The 23,762-nt window shown below is 69.5% G+C and carries 21 protein-coding genes, 2 tRNA genes and 2 pseudogenes; 16 read left to right on the plus strand and 9 right to left on the minus strand.

Going from position 1 to position 23,762, the window contains the following annotated elements; all coding sequences use genetic code 11:
* Positions 1 to 15 precede the first annotated feature (15 nt).
* Entirely contained in the window at positions 16 to 1,131 is a 1,116-nt protein-coding gene (locus CDO52_RS06175) for a helix-turn-helix transcriptional regulator (RefSeq protein WP_017619991.1), read from the minus strand.
* 177 nt (positions 1,132 to 1,308) lie between these two features.
* Between CDO52_RS06175 and CDO52_RS06180 the strand changes: the two genes are divergently transcribed.
* Positions 1,309 to 1,662 (plus strand): RidA family protein, encoded by a 354-nt coding sequence (locus CDO52_RS06180; protein WP_017619990.1) that lies wholly within the window; start codon positions 1,309 to 1,311, stop codon positions 1,660 to 1,662.
* Between the two features lie 150 nt (positions 1,663 to 1,812).
* On the opposite strand, the gene CDO52_RS06185 is transcribed toward CDO52_RS06180, so the two are convergent.
* Together CDO52_RS06185 and CDO52_RS29400 are read right to left on the minus strand one after the other, a co-directional pair.
* On the minus strand, positions 1,813 to 2,862 hold the full coding sequence (locus CDO52_RS06185; protein WP_157745451.1) for a transposase: 1,050 nt from the start codon (positions 2,860 to 2,862) through the stop codon (positions 1,813 to 1,815).
* Positions 2,863 to 2,948: 86 nt separating this feature from the next.
* A pseudogene (locus tag CDO52_RS29400) lies at positions 2,949 to 3,206 on the minus strand (transposase family protein); the annotation flags it as partial.
* 276 nt (positions 3,207 to 3,482) lie between these two features.
* Here CDO52_RS29400 and CDO52_RS06195 point away from each other — a divergent pair.
* The 3 genes and pseudogenes from CDO52_RS06195 to CDO52_RS27225 all read left to right on the plus strand — a co-directional run bounded on the left by CDO52_RS06195 (position 3,483) and on the right by CDO52_RS27225 (position 5,664).
* The gene (locus tag CDO52_RS06195) at positions 3,483 to 4,037 is read left to right on the plus strand and encodes a dihydrofolate reductase family protein (RefSeq protein WP_017619988.1); all 555 of its coding nucleotides are present in this window, start codon (positions 3,483 to 3,485) and stop codon (positions 4,035 to 4,037) included.
* 56 nt (positions 4,038 to 4,093) lie between these two features.
* Positions 4,094 to 4,790: pseudogene (locus tag CDO52_RS28570) on the plus strand (IS3 family transposase); the annotation flags it as partial.
* Positions 4,791 to 4,848: 58 nt separating this feature from the next.
* Positions 4,849 to 5,664, plus strand: a complete 816-nt coding sequence (locus CDO52_RS27225; protein WP_232524393.1) for a tyrosine-type recombinase/integrase — start codon at positions 4,849 to 4,851, stop codon at positions 5,662 to 5,664.
* A 101-nt stretch (positions 5,665 to 5,765) separates the two neighbouring features.
* On the opposite strand, the gene CDO52_RS06215 is transcribed toward CDO52_RS27225, so the two are convergent.
* A tRNA-Arg gene (locus CDO52_RS06215) sits at positions 5,766 to 5,841 on the minus strand.
* A 304-nt stretch (positions 5,842 to 6,145) separates the two neighbouring features.
* Between CDO52_RS06215 and CDO52_RS06220 the strand changes: the two genes are divergently transcribed.
* Positions 6,146 to 7,306, plus strand: a complete 1,161-nt coding sequence (locus CDO52_RS06220) for a D-alanyl-D-alanine carboxypeptidase family protein (protein ID WP_394296727.1) — start codon at positions 6,146 to 6,148, stop codon at positions 7,304 to 7,306.
* Positions 7,307 to 7,325: 19 nt separating this feature from the next.
* On the opposite strand, the gene CDO52_RS06225 is transcribed toward CDO52_RS06220, so the two are convergent.
* From CDO52_RS06225 to CDO52_RS06240, 4 genes are all read right to left on the minus strand, one after another.
* The gene (locus tag CDO52_RS06225) at positions 7,326 to 7,730 is read right to left on the minus strand and encodes an MscL family protein (RefSeq protein ID WP_017619986.1); all 405 of its coding nucleotides are present in this window, start codon (positions 7,728 to 7,730) and stop codon (positions 7,326 to 7,328) included.
* Positions 7,731 to 7,940: 210 nt separating this feature from the next.
* The gene (locus CDO52_RS06230) at positions 7,941 to 8,582 is read right to left on the minus strand and encodes an SAF domain-containing protein (protein ID WP_017619985.1); all 642 of its coding nucleotides are present in this window, start codon (positions 8,580 to 8,582) and stop codon (positions 7,941 to 7,943) included.
* A gap of 294 nt (positions 8,583 to 8,876) precedes the next feature.
* Positions 8,877 to 9,248, minus strand: coding sequence for an FmdB family zinc ribbon protein (locus CDO52_RS06235; protein WP_083919973.1), 372 nt, complete (start codon positions 9,246 to 9,248; stop codon positions 8,877 to 8,879).
* Between the two features lie 168 nt (positions 9,249 to 9,416).
* A complete protein-coding gene (locus CDO52_RS06240) occupies positions 9,417 to 9,968 on the minus strand; it encodes a 5-formyltetrahydrofolate cyclo-ligase (RefSeq protein ID WP_017619982.1) in 552 nt (183 codons plus the stop codon).
* A gap of 189 nt (positions 9,969 to 10,157) precedes the next feature.
* On the opposite strand from CDO52_RS06240, the gene galU reads away from it, so the two are divergent.
* The 11 genes from galU (at position 10,158) to CDO52_RS06295 (ending at position 23,326) form a co-directional block, all read left to right on the plus strand.
* Complete coding sequence (gene galU / locus CDO52_RS06245) at positions 10,158 to 11,075, plus strand: UTP--glucose-1-phosphate uridylyltransferase GalU (protein WP_026126035.1); 918 nt, start codon at positions 10,158 to 10,160, stop codon at positions 11,073 to 11,075.
* 63 nt (positions 11,076 to 11,138) lie between these two features.
* Positions 11,139 to 12,377: a molybdotransferase-like divisome protein Glp gene (gene glp / locus CDO52_RS06250; RefSeq protein ID WP_017619980.1), complete on the plus strand. Its 1,239-nt coding sequence runs from the start codon at positions 11,139 to 11,141 to the stop codon at positions 12,375 to 12,377.
* 139 nt (positions 12,378 to 12,516) lie between these two features.
* Positions 12,517 to 13,020 carry a cyclic pyranopterin monophosphate synthase MoaC gene (moaC, locus tag CDO52_RS06255; RefSeq protein ID WP_026126034.1) on the plus strand — a complete coding sequence of 168 codons (504 nt, stop codon included), beginning with the start codon at positions 12,517 to 12,519 and terminating at the stop codon, positions 13,018 to 13,020.
* The gene (locus tag CDO52_RS06260) at positions 13,017 to 13,676 is read left to right on the plus strand and encodes a molybdopterin-binding protein (RefSeq protein WP_094932255.1); all 660 of its coding nucleotides are present in this window, start codon (positions 13,017 to 13,019) and stop codon (positions 13,674 to 13,676) included. Before moaC ends, CDO52_RS06260 begins: the two co-directional genes overlap by 4 nt.
* A gap of 66 nt (positions 13,677 to 13,742) precedes the next feature.
* Entirely contained in the window at positions 13,743 to 14,384 is a 642-nt protein-coding gene (locus tag CDO52_RS06265) for a GNAT family N-acetyltransferase (RefSeq protein WP_017619977.1), read from the plus strand.
* A gap of 410 nt (positions 14,385 to 14,794) precedes the next feature.
* Entirely contained in the window at positions 14,795 to 15,454 is a 660-nt protein-coding gene (sepX, locus tag CDO52_RS06270; RefSeq protein ID WP_026126033.1) for a divisome protein SepX/GlpR, read from the plus strand.
* A 64-nt stretch (positions 15,455 to 15,518) separates the two neighbouring features.
* Positions 15,519 to 15,592, plus strand: a tRNA-Ala gene (locus CDO52_RS06275).
* A gap of 247 nt (positions 15,593 to 15,839) precedes the next feature.
* Positions 15,840 to 19,226 (plus strand): UvrD-helicase domain-containing protein, encoded by a 3,387-nt coding sequence (locus CDO52_RS06280; protein ID WP_017619976.1) that lies wholly within the window; start codon positions 15,840 to 15,842, stop codon positions 19,224 to 19,226.
* A 662-nt stretch (positions 19,227 to 19,888) separates the two neighbouring features.
* Positions 19,889 to 20,128, plus strand: a complete 240-nt coding sequence (locus CDO52_RS06285) for a hypothetical protein (RefSeq protein WP_017619975.1) — start codon at positions 19,889 to 19,891, stop codon at positions 20,126 to 20,128.
* Positions 20,129 to 20,302: 174 nt separating this feature from the next.
* Positions 20,303 to 22,228 (plus strand): endonuclease/exonuclease/phosphatase family protein, encoded by a 1,926-nt coding sequence (locus CDO52_RS06290; RefSeq protein ID WP_198345832.1) that lies wholly within the window; start codon positions 20,303 to 20,305, stop codon positions 22,226 to 22,228.
* A 540-nt stretch (positions 22,229 to 22,768) separates the two neighbouring features.
* Positions 22,769 to 23,326, plus strand: a complete 558-nt coding sequence (locus tag CDO52_RS06295; RefSeq protein WP_094932256.1) for a hypothetical protein — start codon at positions 22,769 to 22,771, stop codon at positions 23,324 to 23,326.
* Positions 23,327 to 23,398: 72 nt separating this feature from the next.
* Here CDO52_RS06295 and CDO52_RS06300 read toward each other — a convergent pair whose 3' ends face one another.
* Entirely contained in the window at positions 23,399 to 23,716 is a 318-nt protein-coding gene (locus CDO52_RS06300) for a sec-independent translocase (protein ID WP_017619971.1), read from the minus strand.
* Between the last annotated feature and the right edge of the window lie 46 nt (positions 23,717 to 23,762).

Raw genomic sequence — 23,762 nt, forward strand, 5'->3', positions numbered from 1 at the left:
ACGTGTTCCACTCGATCAATGCTGCCGACGGACGAATGGACTCCGACCGTTGTCCACAAGGCAGCGCCGCGTGTTGCGCGCGGTTCGGCGCTCCCGGCACGTACCGGCAGAGAGCGGTCCGAATCGCGTCGGCGGCGGCTCGCAGAAGGCCGACGGTCGGGATGACGCTCCGTAGCGGGCGGCGACCTTGGCGGCGCGGTTGCGCAGGGAGGTGCGCAACCACTGCGGGTCCAGGGCCTCGGCGTCCGTGGCGAGCTGCCACAACGCCCATTCGGCGTGTCTCGAGTCCTGAAAGGTCACCTCCAGCCGCAGCCGGCCGTCCGCGTCGGCTTCTTCGGCGCGGACGGCCAGGGTGGTGCTCACGAGGTCATCGCGCCGCGCCGGGTTCACCCGTACCAGCACGGTGACCTGGTCGCCGCTGGTCCGAAACCGGGTACTTCGTTCCTGCCAGACCCGGTCCAGATCCACACGGTCCGGTCGTTGTGCGGGTTCGTCGAGTTCCTCGGCGGCCAAGACCCGGGACAGCCGGTAAGTGCGGTCCGTGCCGGACCTCGTGGCCAGCAAGTAGCCCTGATCGCGGACGTTGACCAGGCCGATCGGTTCCACCGTGCGCCACTTCGGGGCCTGATCCGCAGCCGCGTAGTGGATGCGCAGCTTGTGTCCGGCGAACACTGCGCGCCGGACCTCGGTCACGACGGTGTCGGGCATCTCCTCGTCGATCAGCCGACGCGCGAGGAGGTCGGTCTCCGGGGCGATGAGCACTCGTTGGGCGGAGCTGGCCGCGGTGGCCCGATGGTGTTCCGGGAGCGCGTCGACCACCTTGCGCATGGCCGATGCGAGCGCCGAGCCGAGGCCGAATACCGACGCGCCGCAGCGTGATCCGGCGACCAGTAGGGCGAGGGCCTCGTCGTGGTTCAGTCCGGTGAGCTCGGTCTGCAGACCGGGCAGCAGTGCGAAACCGCCGTGCCGACCGCGTTCGGCGTAGACCGGGACGCCGGCCGCGGACAGCGCCTCGATGTCACGCAGCACGGTGCGGGTGGATACCTCCAGCTCGCGGGCGAGCTCGGCTGCGGACAGCCGACCGTGCTGGCGCAGCAGCAGAACCAGCGATACCAATCGGTCGGCGCGCATATGGAAACTTTACAGGAATACACGACACAGGATGTCGTGATTTCCTGGCAGGCTCGTCACCGCGACGTCAAGATGGCGGCTACCACGCCGATGGATGTACGTACTCGCGATGACTCGAATGGAGCTGATGTGACAGTAGAGCGCACGGCGGTCAATCCAGTGACGTGGTCGGCGGAAATGGGATTCAACCAGGGGGAGATCGTCTCCGGGAACACCCGAACCCTGTACTGCTCCGGGCAGACCGCGATGAGCGCCGAAGGCAAACCCCAGCACGACGGTGACATGGCGGCGCAGTTGGCGCTGAGCCTCGACAATCTGGAGGCCGTTCTCGGCAAGGCCGACATGTCCTTCGCGAACCTCGTTCGGCTCAACGTCTACACCACCGACGTCGATCTGCTTTTCCAGCACTACGGTGTGCTGGCGTCACGGTTGGGCGCCGCGGGGGTGGCGCCGCCGACCACGATGCTCGGGGTGACACGGCTGGCGATCCCGACCCTGATGGTCGAAGTTGAGGGGACCGCCGTCGCGTGATGCGAACTCGCCGCCTCCGGCAGGGCTGCCGGAGGCGGCACGAGAAGTAGGCAGGGGGGTGATTTCCGGTTCTCGGAATAGCGGCGTCTATGGATTCTACGGCGATTCCTTCCTGGAAGGCGCACTCAAGGGGCAACGCAGCACAGCTCTTCAGAAGTTGAGCGTAAACCTCTGACGGATGTCGGCGACACGCCAATACTGGATCTGGCCCATATTTCGTGATGGAAACGGCCCCGCTCCGGTGGTTAACCGGAAGCTGTGAGCAGTACGCGTTTCCGGAGGAAACGGCGCCCGGCCCGCCCATACATCTGTCGTTTGACTGTCTTGAGGTGGTTCACCCGCCCCTCCGCTACAGGGCTCCGGCGCGTTCCGTGAATGTTCGTTTCTGTCCCAGCCGAGGCCGTGGAGGTGGAGGGCTTCGGTGGGGGTGGTGTGGTCGCGGCGGCCTTCAGGGATGTGCAGGTAGCCGGCGTCTTTGATGGCTGCGGTGATGGCGGCGCGGATGGTGGCCAGGTTGACGGGCCCGTTGCCGGTCCGGCCGGTGGAATTGTCTTCACCTAATGTCACGTCCCGGATGTGGTGGTGTTCCTCGATGGGCCAGTGCTCGCGGGTCAGTCGGGCCAGGTCAGTTGCGGTGGCTTCGGCGCTGGTCAGGGTGGTGACGGCGTAGACCGTCTCGCGGGAAGTGCTGCTGGTTGCAGTGTCCTGCCGACGGCGGGTGATCTTGATGGCCTGGCGGGCGTGGGGGGAAGTCCAACCAGCTGACGCGGGCGCACTTGAGGGTGTAGGTCTCGGTGCGGCCGTGCCCGGCCCGCGGGCCGGGCTGCCGGCCGGGACCTGCCGCCAGGGCAGGGCCCTGACGCGGGCGTGCAGCAGTGGCTGGTTGCGCTTCACGACGGAGATGTCGTGGGCTTTCTTCTCCCTGGCCAGCCAGTCCAGGTTCCCCCGCACGGTGTGGTGGGCGTCGAAGATCACCACGGCGCCGTCCGGGTCCAGGGGTTCCAGGAGTTCAGTGAAGTGGCTGGTCTCGTTGTGCTTGATGTCGACCTCGATGTGGTCCAGTAGGTGCCCGCCGTGCTCGGCGGCGCCAAGGAGATGGACCCGCGTGCCGTCAGCGCGGCGGGCCCCGCGGGATGTCGTGCCATACACGGCCATCGCCCGTAACCCGTCGCGGGCCAGCGTCTTGGCCTGCTCGCGCACGCGCTGGGCCCGCTAGCCACGCACGCTGGGCGAAGGCGGGCACCCGGGGGCCGGAGGCCACGCGAGCGCGGTCCGAGCAGTGCCCGGCTCAGGGCTCGCGGGTCAAGCCGGTTCAGGACCACCCGGACCGTCTTCTCATCCGGTGCCCGGTATCGGCCCGTGAGCGGATCCCACAGGCAGCGCAGCCGGGCCAGGTCTTCCCGGCTGGCGCGCCTGCCCCACTGCCCGACCGCGGTGAACCGGTCGTTCCCGGCGGCGGTGAACGCGCAGACCGCGATCGCGACCAGGCAGGCCAGCGGGTAGACCCGCACTCGCGGTGAGCGCGGGTCTGGCAGCGCCTCCAGCCGCTGTCAGGCATCAGCAGCGAGGTCCCCGCCATCCGGGCCGGTCTCGACCACGCGCGCACCCACGCGCGACAATGCCACTGCGGGCAGTCCACACCCCGTTCATGCAGACCTCAGAGACCTACATGGTCACGTGGCGTATCCGCGTCCACAAACCGCGCGAAGCCGCCCCATCAACCACAGACCGGGTAAGGCGGACGGAGCACGTCAGGAGCACGCTGGCACCCTGAGGCTGGCCGCGGTCCGGAACGGGTCGAAGTAGGACGGATGAACACAATGAGCGATACGAGTACCGGAAACGGCAAGGTGGTCGTGAACAGGTCGATGTCGCTTGACGGCTTCATCGCCGGTCCCGGCCACGCGATGGACTGGATCTTCGACTTCGTGGCGCCGGACGAGTTCCCGGAGATCGCGGCGGCCACGGGTGCCATGCTCATCGGGCGACGGACCTACGAGGTGGCCAACAGGATGGAGGCCGACAAGCCGGGCAGTACGGACTACCCCTTTTCCGGACCCGTGTTCGTCCTCACCCATAGGCCGCCGGAGCTGCCGGACCCGGCGGTCACGTTCCTCACCGGTGACATCGGGGAAGCGGTCGCCGCGGCGCGCAGCGCCGCGGGCGGCAAGGACCTGGAGATCCTCGGCGCTGACGTGGCCGGCCAGTGTCTGCGGCGGGGGCTCGTCGACGAGATTCTGGTGTACGTACTGCCGGTGCTGCTCGGCGACGGCATCCGCTTCTCGTCCCCGGACCTCGCCAGGACAGATCTGGAACCGGTCAGCAGCACGCGGTCGGGCGTCGTCACCATCCTCCGGTTCCGCGTCCGCAAGTAGTCCTCGCTAACCCCGCCGCAGCTGGAACGATGCCGGCCGGGACGCCATCAGCCTGCGGGGCGCCGCGGATCACCGCCGAGCTGCGCGAGAAGGGCCGCAGGGTCAATCGCAAGCGGGTGGAACTGCTCATGCGCGCCGCCGGAATCCAGGGGGTTCACCTGCGCAGGAAGGTCCGCGCCACCGTGCCCGAGCCATCGGACGGCCCGGTGGAGGACCTGGTCGGGCGTGACTTCACCGCCGCCGCGCCCAACACCCGCTACGTCGGCGATATCACCTATCTGCCCGTCGAAAGGGGCCGGTTTCTGTACTTGGCGAGTGCGATCGACCTGCTCTCACGCCGCCTGGTGGGCTGGTCGATCGCCGACCACATGCGCACCGAACTGGTAGCCGATGCGCTTCAGGCCGCCCGGCGCGAGCACGGGAGCCTTCGCGGGGACGGTGCTCCACTCCGACCACGGCGCCCAGTACACCTCCGAGGAGTTCGAGGATTTGTGTGATCGCCTCGGGGCGGTGTGGTCGATGGGCGCGGTGGGGTTAAGTGCCGACAACCCGGCGGCCGAGGCGTCCAACGCCACGTTGAAGCGCGAGACCCTGTATGGCCGAGCGCTGAGGCTGTGGGCAAGCCCGAGAGTGGCCAGGTTGGCGGTGTTCTCGTGGATCGGTCGCTGCAACACTCGACGGAGGCATACGGCGAACGGGCAGCTCAGCCCGCGCGTCTATGAGCAGTGGGCGGTTAGCCTGAGGCTCGCTGCCTCATCAGACGGTGTCCACACTTCGGGGGGAATGCCTGTCAGGAGCGCTCGCACTGGGCTTGCGGCAGGCAGAAGCGCGCGGAATGCGCTGGTCAAAAATCAAAGGGATCTGCGATGACTGCGGATACTTCTACGACGCGGCGGATCTCTTCGCATCCGATCGGAACACCTGCGCGAAGTGCAGCCAGACCCTACGCTCCGAACTCCGCGCCGGTTGGCAGCTCAAGCACAAGCCCTACCGGCACGGTTGCGACGATATCGCCGCGTGCACGCGCGACAGGCATCGCCGCCCGTGCCCCAAGGACTGCCCAGGGCATCACACCGACCGGTGCGGCCCCGAGTGCACCGTCAAGTCCCACCGCTGCCCTGAGGTGAAGCGCCCCTGCCCGCCGGACTGCCAGGGGCATGGGCGGGAGTGCCCGAAGCGGAGGGGCGGCGAATTCTACTTCGCGCCCCGGAAGGGCGTGAGCGAAGGTCGGGGGCAGGAGAAGGTTGTCCTTCCGCTCCCTGAGCCGCTGGTGCGTGAACTCCGCGAGCATTGGCGATGGCAGCAGCACGAACGCGACATCGCTGGTGACAAGTGGGATGACACGTGGAACCTCGTGTTCTGCAAGCCGGACGGCCGACCGATCGGTAAGCGGGCGGACTGGGGCGACTGGAAAGACGTGCTTCGCATTGCCGAGGTGCGAGACGCCCGTGTGCACGATGGCCGTCACACGGCGGCGACCCTGCTGTCAGAACTAGAGGTGGATCCGCGCACGATCCAAGTGATCCTCGGACACTCGCAGATCTCCCAGACAGAGCAGCACATCCATGCCAGCAGTGAGCTGACGCGTGGCGCGACTCAGAAAATCGGTGCCGCGCTGTGGGGCTGAACGACGCGTAGAGCGTCATGGAGTCCAGTGGACTGCAACCCCAACTGCAACCCATCGCCCCCGAAGCTCAACTACTCTCCGGATTAACGCCTGGTCAAGCTTGGCGGCCCCAGCAGGATTCGAACCTGCGACACCCACTTTAGGAGAGTGGTGCTCTGTCCCCTGAGCTATGAGGCCCTGTCGGGGTTCAAGGGTAGCGGAGGATGCGCGTTCTTGCGGCGGGTGGGCGGGATCGGGAGGTGGGGAAGTGGGGGTGGGTGTCGCAGGGGCGGTGTCGAGGCGAGGAAGGATTGAGTACTCTTCTCTCATCAGGGTTGTCATTACCCTCTCGTGACTGATGTCACATCTGCGTGGCTTGGCCTGAGTTCCCTTGCCGCAGGCACGACTGCCTGCGTTCTGCTCAGCGCGTCCGGTTGTGGACATGTAGTAGCTTGCGATGCGGCCACGCGTACGACCGAAACAGGCAGCCGGAGGATCACTCGTGCCGTTCATTCTCGATCCGACGCGACGGAAGAAGCGCGTGACGAGAATCGAGACCCCGACTGTGGTCGAGACGCCGTCCGTACTGAGGACGCCCCGCTGGATGCGGGCGCGGGCGGCGCAGGCCGTGATGGTCACGGTCGCCATGGCGCTTTTCGTCGTGCCGGGTGCGGATGTGGCGATGGCGCCGGTCAGTGCGCCCGCCCACGCTGATGAGGATCTCGACACGCTCAAGGAGCAGGCGGACAAGGCCAAGAAAGAGCTGGAGAAGGCCACAGACAAGTACACCAAGCGCGAGAAGGCTCTGGAGAAGTCGCAGGACAAGCTCGTCGCCACCCTGCACGACCTGCAGCAGACCGAGCTGAAGCTCTCGAATCTGCGTGAACCCCTGGCCGACCTTGCCAGCTCCCTGTACAAGCGCCCCGATGGCGGAACGCTGGCGCTGATGGCATCCGGCTCGCTCGACGAGGACCTGGAGACCGAGGCCTACGTCGTGAAGCTCTCGGACAACAACGAGGCGCTGATGAAGGAGGCCAACAAGCTGCGGTCCAAGCAGGCCTCCCTCACCAGCGACGCGCAGGAGCTGCAGACGTCGAACCAGCTGGAGAAGATCGAGCTCAAGGACGAGCTGGAGAAGCTGAAGAAGAAGTCCAAGGAGAGCACCGACAAGCTCATGAAGGAGCTTGAGGACCGCGGGCTGTCCGTCGACGCCTACATGGCCGGCGTGGAGTGCGACCCCTCCAAGGGCGAAGCCGCCTCCGGGTATCCCAACGGGCTGCTGCCCAAGGACGCGCTGTGCGCGCTCTACGAGGACGGGCACTACCTGCGCGCCGATGCCGCCGTCGACTTCCTCAAGATGAACGAGGCCTACCAGGAGCGCTTCGGAAAGTCGATGTGCCTCACCAGCTCCTACCGCGACCTGGCCAACCAGCACCGCGTTTACGCCGAGCAGCCGCCCGGGAACGCGGCCGTCCCCGGCACCAGTAACCACGGCTGGGGCCTGGCCGTCGACCTGTGCGGCGGGGTGCAGAACCAGGGCTCGGCCCCGTTCAACTGGCTGGAGCAGAACTCACAGCGGTTCGGCTGGTACCACCCGCAGTGGGCCTACTCGAGCCCGTTCGAGCCCTGGCACTGGGAGTACAAGGCCGCCAAGGGCAATTAGCGAGGCGCTCTGGAGGGTCTCACGCTGTCTCGGGCACGACCTCGCTGGTGCAGTGGGCGCACCGGGAGGCCTCGCGGTCGATGTTGCTGCGGCACTGCGGGCAGCTGCGCTGGGTGGCTTCCTCCTCCTTGTCGAAGCGGTCGATGAGCTTGGCGACCGGCAGGACCACGAAGAAGTACAGGATCGCGGCGGTGATCAGGAACGCGATGAGGGCGTCGATGAACGCCCCGTAGAGGAAGCGGCTGCCGTTGATCTCGAAGTACAGGTCACCGAACGTGGGGATCCCGCCGAAGATGCCGATGAGGGGAGTGATGAACCCTTCGGTGAAGGCGGTGATCAGGTCCGCGACGACGGCGCCGATGACCACGGCCACCGCCAGCTGTACGAGGTTGCCCTGCAGAAGGAACTTCTTGAATCCGTCCATGGGGGATGCTCCAGAACTGATCGCTGATTGACGGGTGCGGGCACCGGCCGCGACGGCGCCCGGACCGAAGGGGAATTCGGGGGACGCGCTCGCCGCGGGTGCCCACTGGGGGTTGTGTCGTGCGCCCGGTGGAGTCACACGGTCCACATGGGCCATGCTGCGCCACACTGGTAAAACGCCTGGCCAGGATCTACCGCCGAAGATTACGGGTCAACCTCGGATTGTTATGGACAGCCGCTCGGCAGCCGCCCGACCTGCCAGAACCCGTGCCTCCTCGTCGGTGACCGCCACCAGGATCAGGGCTCCCGCCTCTCCGGAACCCGAATCGGGTTCCTCTGGGACCGCGATGACCGGGCGGTCCATTACCACGCGTTCGGCGCTGCGGGCGGGGGCGACGTCGAGGTCGGCCACGGCCGCGGACGCCGCGGACAGGATGTCGACCCTGCTGCCCGGGCGCAGCAGCGCCACCGCGCCCGGATCGGCGACCCGGACCGGAGCGGCCACCATGTCCGCGCCGTACTCGCTGGCGGGAGGATCGGCGACCCGGGCGGCGGTGAGCACCTCGCCGCGCCGCATGGGGCCGGTGAGGCCGACCCCCACCGGCTCGGACCCCGGGCGCAGCGCATCGTCGGGCACCGCACGCGACGGCAGGGAGCGGACCGCGAGGTCGGCGGCGGCGAGGGGCGACTCCGCCGTGAGGTCACGGGCGGCGACGAGCACCTCGGTGGTCGGCGTCGGTGGCGGGCGGATGAGCAGCACCGCCCCGGCGAGCGCGACCACGGCGCACAGGGCACCAAGGGGCCGCCGTATACGGGCCAGCCGGACGATGAGGCGCGGCGTTCCGGTGAGCATGCCTGGGACGGTAGGCGACCGGCGGGGGAGGAGGTCGGCGGTGTCCACAGGGCGGGGACACGTGGCGGAGAGTGGGGTGGAGTGCTGTTCCCGATCGTCGGCTCCGGCGCCTTTCGGTCGCCTGACGAACCGCTGGCGTGACATGGCCATGGCGGCCGCCCGGCCGGGTGCGGTTGCGTCGAGATGGTTCGTCGATCAGCCGGATTTCGAGCGTGTGTGCCGGTGGCCGGGAAACACGAAAGACCGGGGTGATTCCCCGATGGGGAGCCCCGGTCCTTTGGGTGGCGTGCGTGCTTAGCTCGCGGCGGCAGCGGGCGCGCTGGACGTGCTCTCCGAGCCGCCCGAGGAGGACGAGGCGGAGGAGGACGATGAAGATGAAGAGGAGGATGTGGACGCGGCCCCGTCCGAGGACGAGGAGGACGATGCCGACTCGCTCGACGCGCCCTGGCCGTTGCCGGACTTGCCCGCCATCACCGAGCTGTCGGAGCTGGTCGCGCTGTCCGTGCGGTAGAAGCCGGAGCCCTTGAAGACGATGCCCACGGCCGAGTACACCTTGCGGAGCCGTCCCTCGCACTGCGGGCAGACGGTCAGCGAGTCGTCGCTGAACTTCTGCACGACCTCCATCCCGTGGTCGCACTCGGTGCATGCGTACTGGTACGTAGGCACTGTGGTCCTCCTTGTTGGCACTCTCGCCCACCGACTGCCAAATATTACGCTCTTGCACGGCAAAGCCGCGACATTGGTGGTGGAGTGCCGCTCCTGGTAGTAGGCCGATCCCTGTAACACGCCTCCGCCCCGCCCTGTTCCGCGTCGGCCCGCACCTGGCCGCCGGTCTCAGCAGTGCACCACCCCACGCTGCGGCGTCACGACCGCCCGCACCGGCCGATCGTGTGCCTCAGCGGGCACCGACTCCACGAACTCTGTGTCGTAAATCACCGCGAGAGTGAGCGTGTTCGGCCCGACGCGCGCCAGCGCCCTGTCGTAGCATCCGGCGCCCTTCCCGAGACGCCGCCCCGCGTGGTCCACCGCCAGCGCCGGGCAGACCACCGCCGCCGCCCTGCGCACCGCGTCCGGCCCGTAACGGTGCCCCGTCGGTTCGAGCAGCCCGTAACCGGCCGGGGCCAGGCTGTCCGGCCCGTCGTATGCGGCCCAGTCGAGGTCCCCACCGGGCAGGTAGATCGGCAGCAGGACATAGGTGCCCTGCTTCCACAGGGTCGTGATGAGCTTGCGCGTGTCGGGCTCGGTCCCCACGGAGTAGTAGAGCGCCACCGTTCCGCCCATGCTCAGCTCGGGCAGGGCGCTGACGGCGTCGCGGATCGCCGATCCCGCCTCGGCCCGCTGCGCCTCCGGCATCGCTCGCCGCGCCGCGGTGATCGTGCGCCGCATTTCCCGTTTCGTCTCGATGTCCATGGCACAGAAGTGTCGCAGCCCTGTGTCGGGAGGTGAGGGAGAGTCGAAAGTCAGGTGAACGTCTCCCCGCGCACCGACCGGACATAGCGCTCCTACCGGCGCCAATCACCTGGACGGGCAGGTCAGAGCACGCCCAGGAGGTCCCAGGCGTCGTACAGTGCCGACATGACTGATTCGCAAGCCGTCCGTCCCCCGGTGACGAAGGCCGTGGTGCCGGCCGCGGGTCTGGGGACCCGCTTCCTCCCCGCGACCAAAGCCACCCCCAAGGAGATGCTGCCGATCGTCGACAAACCGGCGATCCAATACGTCGTCGAGGAGGCCGTCGCCGCCGGTCTCCACGACGTCCTGATGATCACCGGCCGCAGCAAGCGCTCCATCGAGGACCACTTCGACCGCGCGTACGAGCTGGAGGAGGCGCTGCGTGCCAAGAACGACACCCAGCGGCTGAACTCCGTCCGCGAGTCGAGCGAGCTGGCCCAGATCCACTACGTCCGCCAGGGCGAACCGCGCGGCCTCGGGCACGCCGTGCTGTGCGCGGCGGCGCACGCCGGAGACGAGGCGTTCGCCGTGCTGCTGGGCGACGACATCATCGCGGGCCGCGAGGCGCTGCTCAAGCGGATGATCGAGGTGCACCAGACCCACGGCGGCAGCGTCATCGCGCTCATGGAGGTCGAACCGGAGCAGGTGTCGCTGTACGGCTGTGCCGCGATCGAGGCCACCGGCGAGGACGATGTCGTCGTCATCACCGACCTCGTCGAAAAGCCCCCGGCGGACCAGGCGCCGAGCCGCTGGGCGATCATCGGCCGCTACATCTGCGACCCGATGGTGTTCGACGTGCTGCGCGACACGCCCCCCGGCCGCGGCGGCGAGATCCAGCTGACCGACGCCCTGCGCGAGCTGGCCAAGCGCAAGCCCGAGGACGGCGGCCCCGTTCACGGCGTACTGTTCCGCGGACACCGCTACGACACCGGCAACAAGGTCGATTACCTTCGCACTGTGGTGGAATTCGCATGTGCCCGCCCCGACCTCGCCGCGGAGCTCCTGCCGTGGCTGCGCGAGTTCGTGGCGAAGCAGCGGAGCTGAGAGACAGCGGCCACCGCGGCATCAGCCGCGCGGCCGACCACGGCAACGGGTGAGGGAACGCCGATGAAGACCGTCGAAGAGCACATCTCCGATGTCCTGGACCTGGTTGAGCCGCTCGACCCCATCGAGCTGGACCTCCTGCGGGCACACGGCGGCGTGCTGGCCGAACCGGTGGCCTCACCGGTCTCGCTGCCGAGATTCGACAACTCCTCGATGGACGGCTACGCGGTGGTGGCGACCGACCTCGCTAGCGCATCGGAGCAGGACCCCGTCCAGCTCCCGGTGGTCGCGGACATCCCGGCCGGGGACCCCTCCGCCAACGCGATCCGCTCCGGGTACTGCGCGCGCATCATGACCGGGGCCCCAGTGCCCTCGGGGGCCACGGCGGTGGTGCCGGTGGAGTGGACCGACGGCGGTCAGGCCACCGTCGCCATCACCCGCTCCGTGCGTGAGGGCAACGCCATCCGCAGAGCGGGCGAGGACGTCGAGACGGGCACGACGGTGCTGCGCGGCGGGGTTCGCCTGGGCGCGGCCGAACTGGGGGTGCTCGCCGCCGTCGGCCGCAAGTCCGTGCGGGTCCACCCGCGCCCGCGCGTCGTCGTCCTGTCGACAGGGGAGGAGCTGGTGGAACCCGGGCGGCCGGTCGGACCGGGCCAGATCTGGGAGTCGAACAGCTTCATGCTGACCGCGGCCGCGCAGGACGCCGGCTGCACCGCCTACCGGCACGGCTTCATCGGCGACGACCCCGCCACCGTCCTGGACACCCTCGACGACGTCCTGCTCCAGGCCGACATCATCCTCACCACCGGCGGTGTCAGCATGGGCGCCTACGACGTGGTCAAGGAGGTGCTGTCGCGCTCGGGCACGGTCACGTTCGACAAGGTGGCCATGCAGCCCGGCATGCCGCAGGGGGTCGGGACCATCGGCGTATCCAAGACGCCGATCGTGACCCTCCCCGGCAACCCCGTCAGCGCCTTCGTGTCCTTCCAGCTCTTCGTCCTGCCCGCGCTGCGCCGGATGCGCGGCCTGCCGCCGGCGCCGCTGCCCACGGTGCGCGCCCGGCTCGCCCGGCAGGTAGCCTCCTCGCCCCGCGGACGCCGCTCCTACCTGCGCGCGATCCTGGAGTACGACCACGGAGGCGACGACAGCGTCGCCTTCACCGCCTTCCCGGCCGCGCGCCAGGGCTCCCACCAGCTGTCCGCCCTGGCGGAGACCAACGCCCTGGTCATCGTCCCGGAGCAGGTCACCGAACTTGCCGAGGGCAGTGTGGTCGAGGTCGTGAAGCTGCCCGAACTGGGCTGAGCCACCGCCCGCGCGAGCCCGTACGCGCCGAGCCGCCCGGCTCCTGCGGTGGCGGAGCGAGTGGGGGACCCGGTGCCCCGAGCCCGAAATGCGCAGGGCGGCGCTCCCTTCCACCGGTCCGCCGTCGTAGGGTCGTGCCATGTCCGAATCCCACGCTTCCGGCGCCCATGCGTCCGGAATGACCCATCTCGATGACTCCGGCGCGGCCCGCATGGTCGACGTCACGGCCAAGGAGGTCACCACGCGGACCGCCACGGCGACCGGCCGGGTACTGCTCTCGCCCGGGGCGGTCACCGCGCTGCGCAGCGGTGATGTGCCCAAAGGCGACGCGCTGGCCGTGGCCCGGCTGGCCGGGATCCAGGGGGCCAAGCGCACCCCGGACCTCGTTCCGCTGTGCCACCCGATCGCCGTGCACGGTGTCGACGTCGCCCTGGAAGTGTGCGACGACGGGGTGGAGATCAGCGCGACCGTCCGGACCGCCGACCGGACCGGTGTCGAGATGGAGGCGCTCACCAGCGTGATGACGGCCGCCTTGGGCCTGGTGGACATGGTCAAGGCACTGGACCCCGAAGCCGTCGTCACCGATGTGCGGGTGGAGGAGAAGACCGGCGGCAAGAGCGGGCACTGGCGGAGGTCGCGATGAGCGGACACGCCGCCCGGGAGGGTGCGGACAGGGCAGAGGGGGCGGATGCGGCCGCTCCGGTTCGCCGCGTGGCCGTCATCACCGCCTCCAACCGGGCCGCGGCCGGGGTCTACCCGGACCGATCCGGCCCGATCCTGGTGGAGGAGCTGGAGCGCGCCGGGTTCGCGGCCGAGGGGCCGTGGGTGGTGCCCGATGGCGCACCGGTCGCCGAGGCACTGCGGCGCGCCCTGGCCGAGGGCTACGACGCCGCGATCACCACCGGCGGCACCGGGCTGACCCCGGGGACGACACCCCGGAGGCCACCCGCCCGCTGCTGGTCCGCGAAATCCCGGGCATCCCGAGGCGCTGCGCTCGGCCGGGCGGGACAAGGGCGTTCCCACGGCACTGCTCTCCCGCGGCCTGGCGGGATCGCCGAGCGCGGCGGTCACCGCATGCTCGTGGTCAACCTTCCGGGCTCCGGCGGGGCGTGCGCGACGGCATGGAGGTGCTCCGGCCGGTCCTTGGACACGCCATCGACCAGATGCGCGGCGGCGACCACCCCGGACCTCCTAAGGCCGACACCAGCCCTCGCGCCTGTCCACGGCCCGGTATCACCCTTGGTGGTCAGACCACTATTCCGGTTTCCTACGGGTCCCTTTTGTCATCACATTGCTTGATCGCCGCCCACCTGCGGGGCGTGGTGGAATACTGGGCCTTGTCACCCCGGGATCGGAGGGACGGAAGTGAATCGGATCCGTGGCTGGCCGATCACCCTGGCCGAGGGGCCGGTCGGTCTGCGCCCTCTGCGGCTCCGCGATGCCGCGGCGCTGCGTGAGACGCGCGTGCGCAACGCCGAATGGCTTCGACCCTGGGAACCCACCCATCCCGAGATGCCGCTGCAGACCACCGGCATCACGCCGTACATCGCCATGCTCCAGGCCATCCGCAGGGAGGCCCGGAACGGCATCTCGATGCCGTGGGCCGTCACCTACGACGGGGTCTTCGTCGGCCAGCTGACGATCAGCGCGATCGTCTGGGGGTCGGCGCGCTCCGCTCAGGTGGGCTACTGGATCGACAGCGCCTACGCTGGGCGGGGAATCACCCCCACGGCGGTGGCGCTCGCGGTCGACCACGCGTTCTTCACGGTCGGCCTGCACCGGATCGAGGCCAACATCCGTCCGGAGAACCAGGCGAGCCGGCGCGTCGCCGAGAAGCTCGGTTTCCACGAGGAGGGCATCCGCAGGCGCCAGCTGCACATCGACGGTGCCTGGCGAGACCACATCTGCTACGCCTTGACGTGCGAAGACGTTCCCGGTGGACTGCTCGCCCGGTGGCGGCGCCGACGCCATGTCAGCGAAACCGGGCCGCCGCAGGAAGGGCGCTGAACCACCACTGACCGAAAACCAGGAGGAGGCCGTTTCCTCAGCTCATACCGCGTAACTCACGGTGGGGTCGCAACAACGGATGGTGTGATTGTCGGATTCCTACCGTCGATTCGCCCGCTGAGGAGACATCTGGGTACAAGGAAAGACTGTAATCTCACGACACTCCGGCCCGAATATTGCGCATTTACGGACACCGGGTCGTACGGTGCGGAACGTAGAGGCATCGACGATGCGGGCATACGTGCATAAGGCGCATGGGAGACGGCGGTTGGTGAGCGGTACTGCGAAAGCCGCAGACGGCGGATCGTGACCTCGGGTTGCCCCGTCGGTTCCCGTGAGGGTTTACGCACGGGCCGCCGCGTCGCCGGGTGTCAGAGAGTGTCCGGTGACCTGCGGTACGAGGAGGAGTGATGAGCAGCTCTCCCTTGTACCTCGCCATTGTCGTGGTCTGGCTCATCGTCCTCGTTCCGATGCTGATGCGCCGCGACGCCGCCGAGCCCACTTTCGGCACCGGCCGCCGGGCCGACGACGACACAGCCGAGGACGGTGCCGAGGACCCCGCCGACGAGAGCGTCGACGAGGACGGCGCTGGTGACCCCCTCGACGACCCCGACTCCCAGCGCACTCAGGTGCTCCGCTACGACGGAGGCGAGGCCGGCGACACGGCCGATCCGCGGCGGCCCGGTCCGCGCCCCCGTCCGCTGCCTGCCGTCCCCGGACGGGCCCGCGTCATCGCCCGCCGCAGGCGCCGCACCACCGGCCTGACCACCCTGTTCATCGCCACGGCCATCGCCGTGGCATCTGGCCTGGGGGCGTGGTGGGTTCTGGCCCCACCGGCCCTGTTGCTGGCGGGGCACGTGGCGCTTCTCCGGGAAGCCGCGAAGGCCGACGCCGAACGCCGCGTCGCCGAACTCCGCGAACACCGCCGCCGTGCCGCCCTCCGCGCCCGCCGGGCCCGCGAACAGGCCGCACGCGAGGCCGAGGTCGTCGACCTCTCCGACGTCGCCTCCCGCCGGGACCAGGTCTACGACCAGTACGCCGACGCCCACCTGCGCGCTGCGGGCGACTGACCCCACCGGCGGGTGACGCGTTCGAACCACCCCGAGGAAGCTGCTAAAGTCGTACACGTCTTGAGGGGCTGTAGCGCAGTCCGGTAGCGCACCTCGTTCGCATCGAGGGGGTCAGGGGTTCAAATCCCCTCAGCTCCACCTCAGAAAAAGGCCGATTCCCGAAACGGGAGTCGGCCTTTTTTCGCTGGGTACAGCAGTGCGGTACTGCGATGGGGTGACGTGGGTGCCGTCGGCGCCGCTGAGGCGCCTCTCGGCTCTCCGGGTGGCCATCCCCGGGGCGTTGGGTCATCGTCGTCACACAAGGCCGGGCATACCACCGCCATTCGCGGTCAATGAAGTCCATTCACATCTCATCGGGCATTCGGGGTGTGGGAAGATTCCACGCGTGCGCTTCCATGCCGATCTGCATATCCACTCGAAGTACTCCAGGGCCTGCAGCAAGGACGCCGACCTGGAACATCTGACCTGGTGGGCGCGGCGTAAGGGCATCGCGGTCGTCGGGACCGGGGACTTCACCCACCCGGCGTGGTTCGCCCATCTGCGGGAGAGCCTCGTGCCCGCCGAGCCGGGGTTGTTCCGCTTGCGGGACGACCTGGACCGGGACATCGTTCGCAAGCTGCCGCCGAACATGGCCGCGGCGCCGGTGCGGTTCATGCTGTCCGTGGAGATCTCCACCATCTACAAGCGCGGCGAGCGCACGCGCAAGATCCACCACCTCATCTACATGCCCGACTTCGAGGCGGCCGCGGAGTTCAACCGCAGGCTCGGGCGGATCGGGAATCTCGGCTCCGATGGCCGCCCGATCATCGGGTTGGACTCCCGCGACCTGCTGGAGATCACCCTGGAGAGCGGCGCCGGCTCGTACCTGGTGCCCGCGCACGTCTGGACGCCGTGGTTCGCCGTCCTCGGGTCGAAGGCCGGGTTCGACGCGATCGAGGACTGCTACCTCGACCTCTCCGACCACATCTTCGCGCTGGAGACCGGGCTGTCCAGCGACCCCGCCATGAACTGGCGGATCTCCGGGCTGGACCGCTACCGGCTGGTGAGCAACTCCGACGCGCACTCGCCGCCCATGCTCGGCCGCGAGACCACGGTGCTCGACACCGAGCTCGACTACTTCGCCATCCGGCGCGCCCTGGAGACCGGTGCCGGGCACGAGGGAAGCGTCGAGTTCTTCCCCGAGGAGGGCAAGTACCACGTCGACGGGCACCGCAAGTGCGAGGTCCGCATGGAACCGCGCGAGACGCGCGAGCGCGGCACGGCCTGCCCCGTGTGCGGAAAGCCCGTCACGGTGGGCGTGCTGAGCCGGGTGGAGGAGCTGGCCGACCGGCCGGCGGGCGCCCGGCCCGAGGGGGCGGCCGATTTTCGCAGCCTCGTCCCGCTGCCCGAGGTCATGGGCGAGATCCTCAGCGTGGGACCCAAGAGCAAGAAGGTCCGCGGCGAGATCGACACGCTCACCGCCGCGCTCGGTCCCGAGCTGGCGATCCTCGAAACCGTGCCGACCGACGACATCGAGCGCCACTCGCCGCTCCTCGCCGAGGCCGTGGGCCGCCTGCGGCGCGGAGAGGTGATCCGCGAGGCCGGATACGACGGCGAATACGGGGTGATCCGGCTCTTCGAGCCCGACGAGCTCAAGCGAGCGAGCACCGCCGCGGTCCCCTCCCTCTTCGACGACCTCCCCTTCGACACGGGCGGCGCGGCGCCCGAGCCGCAGTCCACACGGCGCGAACCGGCGGCCGAGCCACCGTCCGATGCGGCCAGCGAAGGCAAGGCACGCTCCGGGCCGACGGCGCCGTCGGATGAGGGGAAGGCGGGGGACGCGGCTCCTGAGGCCCCCGCGACCGAACGCGGGTCCGCCTCCTCCGGCGCTGCGGAGTCCCCGGCACCCGGTCCCGAGCGGAGCGACGGCGCGACGCCGCCCGACGCCGGCGCGGCCAACGGAGACCAGCCGCCGAGGGAGGCCCCGGAGCCGCCCGATCACCCCGGCGCGTCCCTGCTCGACGGGCTCGACCCCGACCAGCGGGCCGCCGCCGAGGTCACGGACGGACCGGTGCTCATCATCGCCGGTCCCGGGACCGGGAAAACCCGCACCGTCACGCACCGCCTCGCCCACCTCGTGGCCGAGCGCGGCGTGGACCCGGAGCACTGCCTGGCGATCACGTTCACCCGCCGCGCCGCCGAGGAGATGGCGGAGCGGCTCACCGCGCTCGCACCCGAGCACGCGCCGCGCCTGACCATCGCCACCTTCCACTCCCTCGGCCTGCGCATGCTGCGCGAGCTGCACGACCGTGCGGGGCTCACCTCGTCCTTCGGCATCGCCGACCAGGCCCGTCAGCTGGAGCTGGCCACGGAGGCGGCCGGTGACGAGAAGACGGCGCGGCGCCTGCTCGGCGCGCGCTCCCGGCGACGCGGAGCCGATGAGGGGATGCCTCCGGAGCTCGCCGATGCCACGGACCGCTATACCAAGGCGCTCCGCCAGCGCGACCTCGTGGACTTCGACGACCTCATCGCGCTCCCCGTCGAGCTGCTGGAGTCCGACGCCGAGTTGGCCGCCGCCTACCGCGACCGCTTCCGGTGGATCTCGGTCGACGAGTACCAGGACGTCGACGACCGGCAGTACCGGCTGCTGCGCCTGCTCGCGCCCGCCGACGGCAACCTCACCGCGATCGGCGACCCCGACCAGGCCATCTACCGGTTCCGCGGCGCGGACGTCGGCTTCTTCCTCCGCTTCCGGGAGGACTTCCCGAGCGCCCGCGCGGTGCAGCTCACGCGCAACTACCGGTCCAGCGCGAACATCCTGACCGCCTCCCTCCAGGCGATCAGCCCGACGACCCTGGTACCCGAGCGCGAGCTGCGGCCGATGGGCGATCACGGAGACGCGGACACAGACGCAGCCCGGGTCGGGGTGCACTCCGCCGCCAACGAGCGGGCCGAGGCGTCGTCCGTCGCGCGCACGATCGAGCTGCTGCTGGGCGGCGCGTCGTTCCACTCGTTCGACAGCGGACGGATCACCACCGACGAGACCCACGGGCTGGGCTTCTCCGACTTCGCCGTCCTGTACCGGACCGACCGCCAGGCCAACGCCGTGATGGAGGGGCTGACCCGTGCCGGGCTGCCCTTCCAGAAGCGGTCGCATGACCGGATCACCGATCGGCCGGGGGTGCGGCCGATCCTCGCCGAGCTGGCGTTCGCCCCGACGGCGGGCGCGGCATCGGTGGTGGCCTCCGTCACGGAGCGCCTGCTGCGCGCCGCCGACACCGTCATCGAGCGGATCCCGCACGCGGAGCGGGAGGAGGCGGCCGTGGACATCCACACCGCCGTCGACCTGCTCAAGCCGCGGGCCGAGGAGTGCGGTGCCGACATGGCGCGGTTCCGCGACGAGCTGGCGCTCGGCGTCGAGGTGGACACCTGGGATCCGCGCGCCGACCGCGTCTCGCTCCTGACGCTGCACGCCGCCAAGGGCCTGGAGTTCCCCGTGGTGTTCGTCGTGGGGTGCGAGGACGGCCTGCTCCCGCTGCGCTGGCCGGGGGCCGCGCCCGGCGAGGACGACGAGGAGGAGGTGCGCGAGGAGCGTCGGCTGCTGTTCGTCGGCATGACCCGCGCCCAGCGCCACCTGTTCCTGAGTCACGCCGCCGAACGCGCGCGCCAGGGGAGTACCCGGCCAAGCGCCCGGTCCCCGTTCCTCGCCGACGTCGACACCAGTGTCTGCGAGAGCGTCGGCGAGGCCGCCGCGCGCCGCAAGCAGCGCGACACCCAGCTGCGCCTGCTGTAGGCATAGGGCTGGCCGTGGCCGTCGCCCCGCGGAGGTGCGGTCGCCGACCTGGCGCGAACTCCGGCATTACCGACTTTTGGCCATAATTTACCTAGTTGGCGCCTGCGCAATCCGGGCCGAAGCGCGCCGTAAGAATCAATACCGCCGCATGAGGGTCTAAGGACCCTTAATATGGTGAGTGCTTGACCGTAACCTGGGGTGCGCGAGGCGTCGGGGCCGCGTGTGCTCCGAGTGGCTCGCCGCGCAGCCCGGCGTCTGAGGTAGTGACTTTTCCGGATATTTGGCGCTCTTTAGCCGCTGTCATGGGCTAGGTTTCCTGAGTCCGGGGAATTTCGCTGGTGGAGGCGTGAAATTCGACCGCGGCCGAGTCGGCTCCGGAGGCGGGGAGGCGCGGGTCAACCGCGCTTTTCGCTCTCCGGAATGGATGCCGCCCCCATCTCCGTACATCGAATGCCGTGTCCTCGCAGGTTCATGCGGTGTCAATGGTGCCTGGATGTGTCATCGGCACGGTCCGCCACCTGCGGCGTTCAGGTTGAATTTCACACTATGACAGAGAATGTCAAAGAACGCCGTTAATATTTGCATCCGGGGCTTGTGTCTGGTGTGCCCGATAGGTCATCTTATTGGACGGGGATGGACGAAGTTCGAGCGAAAGGTGCGCTGTGCTCAAGAAGATCTGTGCGGTGGCGGCGATCTCGGCCGCTGCCGTTATGGGGACGTCTTTCCCTGCTGCTGCGGACGACACGGCCGTAACGCAGAACCCCGGATGGGGTGCGCTCGCCGGGTGGAGCTGGTGGGCCGCGACGGCCGAAACCACGACCGAAACCGCGAAGTCCATCGTGGACTGGATGGAGATCGACGAACTGTTCGATGGCTCCGGAGGATGGAGCTGGTGGGCCTAGTCGGCGCCACCGCGGCGCCGATGGCCGACAGGGGCCGGTCCCGGAATCGTCCGGGGCCGGCCCCGTCGCATGTGCGGCCCTAGGTGCGCAGAATCCCCGCGATTGCGACAATCGAGGCATCCGTTGCACCACCTTCACGCTGCATCCCCCGAGTAGTTACCCGGTAGTACGACGATGAGGGCACCCCCACACGATTTGGAGGAGAGGGTGGCTCTCTCACACACGCGCCCGCTCATCTCGGCGGCCGCGGCCACGGCGCTCACCTTCGGCGCCGTACTCATCCCCGCGTCCCCGGCCGCCGCGGAGACCCCGCGCGTCCACGCGGTCCAGGGCCTGACACGCCTGTCCCCCTACGCCGGGCAGGACGTCGCCGACGTTCCCGGCGTCGTCACCGCGGTCAACCGGTTCGGTTCGGCCCGCGGCTTCTGGTTCCAGGACCCGGACGGTGACGGCGACCCGCGCACCAGCGAGGCCCTGTTCGTGTTCACCGGCTCCACAACGCCCGACGTCGACCCCGGCGACGACGTCCGGGTCAGCGGCACCGTCACGGAGTACAGCCCCGGCGACGGACTGCAGACCATCACCCAGCTCACCGACGCCGACTGGACCGTGGTCGACACCGACGCCGAGGTCCCGGCGGCCGTCGTTCTCGACTCCGACACGATCCCCGACACCTACGCCCCCGACCACGAGGGGGACATCAGCCATCTGGAGCTGCGTCCCGACGAATCCGCTCTGGACTTCTGGGAAGCCCACGAGCACATGGTGGTGCGGGTCGACGACGCGCCCGTGGTTGGACCCACCGACCGCTACAACGCGCTGTGGGTGACCACCAAGGAGAACCAGAACCGCAGTCCCCGCGGCGGCACCGTCTACGGCGGCTACGACGACCCCAACAGCGGGCGGCTCAAGATCGAGTCGCTGATCCCGTTCGCCGAGCGGCCCTTCCCGAAGGCCGACGTCGGTGACGAGCTGGCCGGCATCACCGAGGGCCCGCTCTACTACAGGCGGTTCGGCGGCTACCTGCTGAAGGCCACCACGCTGGGGCGGCACGTGGACAACGAGCTGCCGCGCGGCGTCGCCGACGACCACCGGGACTGGGAGCTGTCGGCCGCCACCTACAACGTGGAGAACCTCTCCGCGACCGACGCACAGGAGAAGTTCGACGGGCTGGCCCAGGGCGTCGCCGTGAACCTGGGTTCTCCCGACATCGTGGCGCTGGAGGAGATCCAGGACAACAACGGCACCGTCAACGACGGCACGGTGGCGGCCGACCGGACGCTCGACCGCTTCGTCGCCGCTATCAAGGACGCCGGCGGACCCGCCTACGAGTGGCGGCAGGTCAGCCCCGAGGACGGCGCCGACGGCGGGCAGCCCGGCGGCAACATCCGCAACGCCTTCCTGGTCAACCCGGCACGGGTCGCCTTCGTCGACCGCGACGGAGGCGACGCGACCACCCCCGTCGAGGTCGTCGAAGGCCCTGACGGCCGCGCCCGGCTCAGCGCCTCGCCCGGCCGGATCTCCCCGGGGGACGACGCCTGGCAGCGCAGCCGCAAGCCCCTCGTCGGCGAGTTCGTGTTCGAAGGGCGGCCCGTCTTCATCGTCACGAACCACTTCGCGTCCAAGCGCGGCGATCAGGCGCTGCACGGCATCCACCAGCCGCCCGAGCGCACCTCCGAGATCCAGCGGCACGACCAGGCAGAGCTGGTGCGGGCGTTCACCGACGACCTCACCGCGGCGGACCCCGCCGCCAACGTCATGGTGGTCGGCGACCTCAACGACTTCCAGTTCTCCCGGACCCTGGAGATCCTGACCGCCGACGGCGGGCTAAACAACCCCCTGCTCGGCCTGCCCGAGGAGGAGCGGTACAACTACGTCTACGACGGCAACTCCCAGGCACTGGACCACATGCTGCTCGACCCGGCGGCCGGCGAGCGCGCCCGCTACGAGGTCGTGCGGACCAACGCGGAGTTCCACGAACAGGTCAGCGACCACGACCCGCAGGTGGTCCGGTTCCGCCCGCTGACCGGCGACGCCAGGATCGACCACCGCGAGGACCGCAGGTACTACTCGGGGGCCGGGCGGCCGAACCGCGGCTGACCCGCCCCGGACCGGCGGACGCGGTGCGACGCGGGAGAGGGCGCCGCGCCCGCCGGGCGGCCCCGGGCCGCGGGGCGAGGGGAGAAAAGGCGGAGCGTCGGGATGCCCGCCAACAGGCGCGAGTGAGACGCCGCCCAACGGTTCCGGGACGGCGCCTTCGGGTAGTCACTTCGTTTGAACCCTCCCCCAGCTGAAGCAGGGGGATTCCTGGCTCAGGAAGCCCCACGGGCCAGCGACCTGAGAGGTCGTAATCCCTCAACACCAGCCGGGACGGAACCTGCCCGGTTTGGTACGGCAAAGCTAGGTCGTTCTGTGCCGTCTTGGTTCTCGACCGACACGGTGTACGCGCTTGGTTCTCGCAACGCACGGGTACACGATACCCGAATACCCGATCATGCGGGCGGTCTTTCGCCCTGATGGCGAACCCCGTTCGTGCCCTGCTCCGCAGGGGCTCGATTCCTCCCCCCGGCTCAAGCCGGGGCATCCTCGAAAGAGACCCGGTGACCCCCACCCCGGGCGAGATTGAGAGGAGCGCCGACCGTGCCCGGATTCCCGGACGACCCCACCCCTGATCACCCCCCGCGAACACCCGGCCCTCGCGGCCGCGAGTACCCCCAGGGCGAAGCGGCGGGCGGCTACCACCTCCCCGAGGAGCCGGCCGAGCCGACGCAGCCGTTGGACCGCGTCGAGGCGGAGGAGGACGAGCCGCCGGTCGCCGCCGAGCGCTTCCGGCGCGAGACCCCGGCCCGGCGCAAGGCCATCCCCGTCGAGCCGACCCGCCACCACTGGCGGCTGGTCACCGCCACCGTGCTGTTCGTCATGTTCCTCGGGAGCTGGGCCGACTACATCGAGGAGGTCACCCGGGCCTACTGGCACCTGACCTTCTGGGGGCTGATCGGCGTGGCCGCGGTGGTGACCGCCTACCGCGAGCGGCGCAACGACTGGGAGCCGACCCCGCGCTGGCCGTGGGTCGCCGCCGCACTCGGTGGATCGCTGGCGGCCGAGCTGCTCATCGCGACCGTGGGATCTCCGATGGTGATGATCGGCTCGGTGATCGTGCTGGGGCTGGGCCTGTTCCTCGTGCTGATGTTCGGCTGAGGTGGGTGACGGCCACGGACGCGGCCGGTTCGCCGGACGAGGCCAGGCCGGATCGGCCCGAAGGTTTCCCGGTCAGGTCGCCTCGGTGTCGAACGGCGGCCGCTTGCCGTTCAGCTGCGAGGCCGGACGGCGCGCCTCGCCCCCCTCGTCATCGGCCTCCCAGAAGTGCTTCTGCACGAAGCGTTTGGGGTTGAGGTCCTGCACGTCGAAGTCCTTGAACTCCGGTCCCAGGCCCTCGCGGAGGTCGTCCTTGGCGCTGTCGGCCATGGTGCGCAGCTGCCGCAGCACCCGCCCCACCTGCGCCGCGGCCTTCGGGAGCTGGTCGGGGCCGAAGATCAGCAGCGCAAGGGCACCGAGCACGAGGAATTCACCCGCACCGATGTTGAACATGCCTCCCCCTTCACTGACCGATCGTGGCCGCCTCGACCTCTAAGCA

The sequence above is a fragment of the Nocardiopsis gilva YIM 90087 genome (assembly GCF_002263495.1).
GTDB lineage: Bacteria > Actinomycetota > Actinomycetes > Streptosporangiales > Streptosporangiaceae > Nocardiopsis_C > Nocardiopsis_C gilva.

Excerpts from the sequence above, each read along its gene's own strand:
- moaC (WP_026126034.1), top strand. The coding sequence starts at position 12,517 with ATGTCCGAATCCCACGCTTCCGGCGCCCATGCGTCCGGAATGACCCAT.
- CDO52_RS06290 (WP_198345832.1), top strand. The coding sequence starts at position 20,303 with ATGAGGGCACCCCCACACGATTTGGAGGAGAGGGTGGCTCTCTCACAC.
- CDO52_RS06225 (WP_017619986.1), bottom strand. The coding sequence starts at position 7,730 with ATGGACGGATTCAAGAAGTTCCTTCTGCAGGGCAACCTCGTACAGCTG.
- CDO52_RS06240 (WP_017619982.1), bottom strand. The coding sequence starts at position 9,968 with ATGCGGCGCACGATCACCGCGGCGCGGCGAGCGATGCCGGAGGCGCAG.
- CDO52_RS06195 (WP_017619988.1), top strand. The coding sequence starts at position 3,483 with ATGAGCGATACGAGTACCGGAAACGGCAAGGTGGTCGTGAACAGGTCG.
- CDO52_RS06260 (WP_094932255.1), top strand. The coding sequence starts at position 13,017 with ATGAGCGGACACGCCGCCCGGGAGGGTGCGGACAGGGCAGAGGGGGCG.
- CDO52_RS06230 (WP_017619985.1), bottom strand. The coding sequence starts at position 8,582 with ATGCTCACCGGAACGCCGCGCCTCATCGTCCGGCTGGCCCGTATACGG.
- CDO52_RS06300 (WP_017619971.1), bottom strand. The coding sequence starts at position 23,716 with ATGTTCAACATCGGTGCGGGTGAATTCCTCGTGCTCGGTGCCCTTGCG.
- sepX (WP_026126033.1), top strand. The coding sequence starts at position 14,795 with ATGAGCAGCTCTCCCTTGTACCTCGCCATTGTCGTGGTCTGGCTCATC.
- CDO52_RS06180 (WP_017619990.1), top strand. The coding sequence starts at position 1,309 with ATGGGATTCAACCAGGGGGAGATCGTCTCCGGGAACACCCGAACCCTG.
- galU (WP_026126035.1), top strand. The coding sequence starts at position 10,158 with ATGACTGATTCGCAAGCCGTCCGTCCCCCGGTGACGAAGGCCGTGGTG.
- glp (WP_017619980.1), top strand. The coding sequence starts at position 11,139 with ATGAAGACCGTCGAAGAGCACATCTCCGATGTCCTGGACCTGGTTGAG.
- CDO52_RS06175 (WP_017619991.1), bottom strand. The coding sequence starts at position 1,131 with ATGCGCGCCGACCGATTGGTATCGCTGGTTCTGCTGCTGCGCCAGCAC.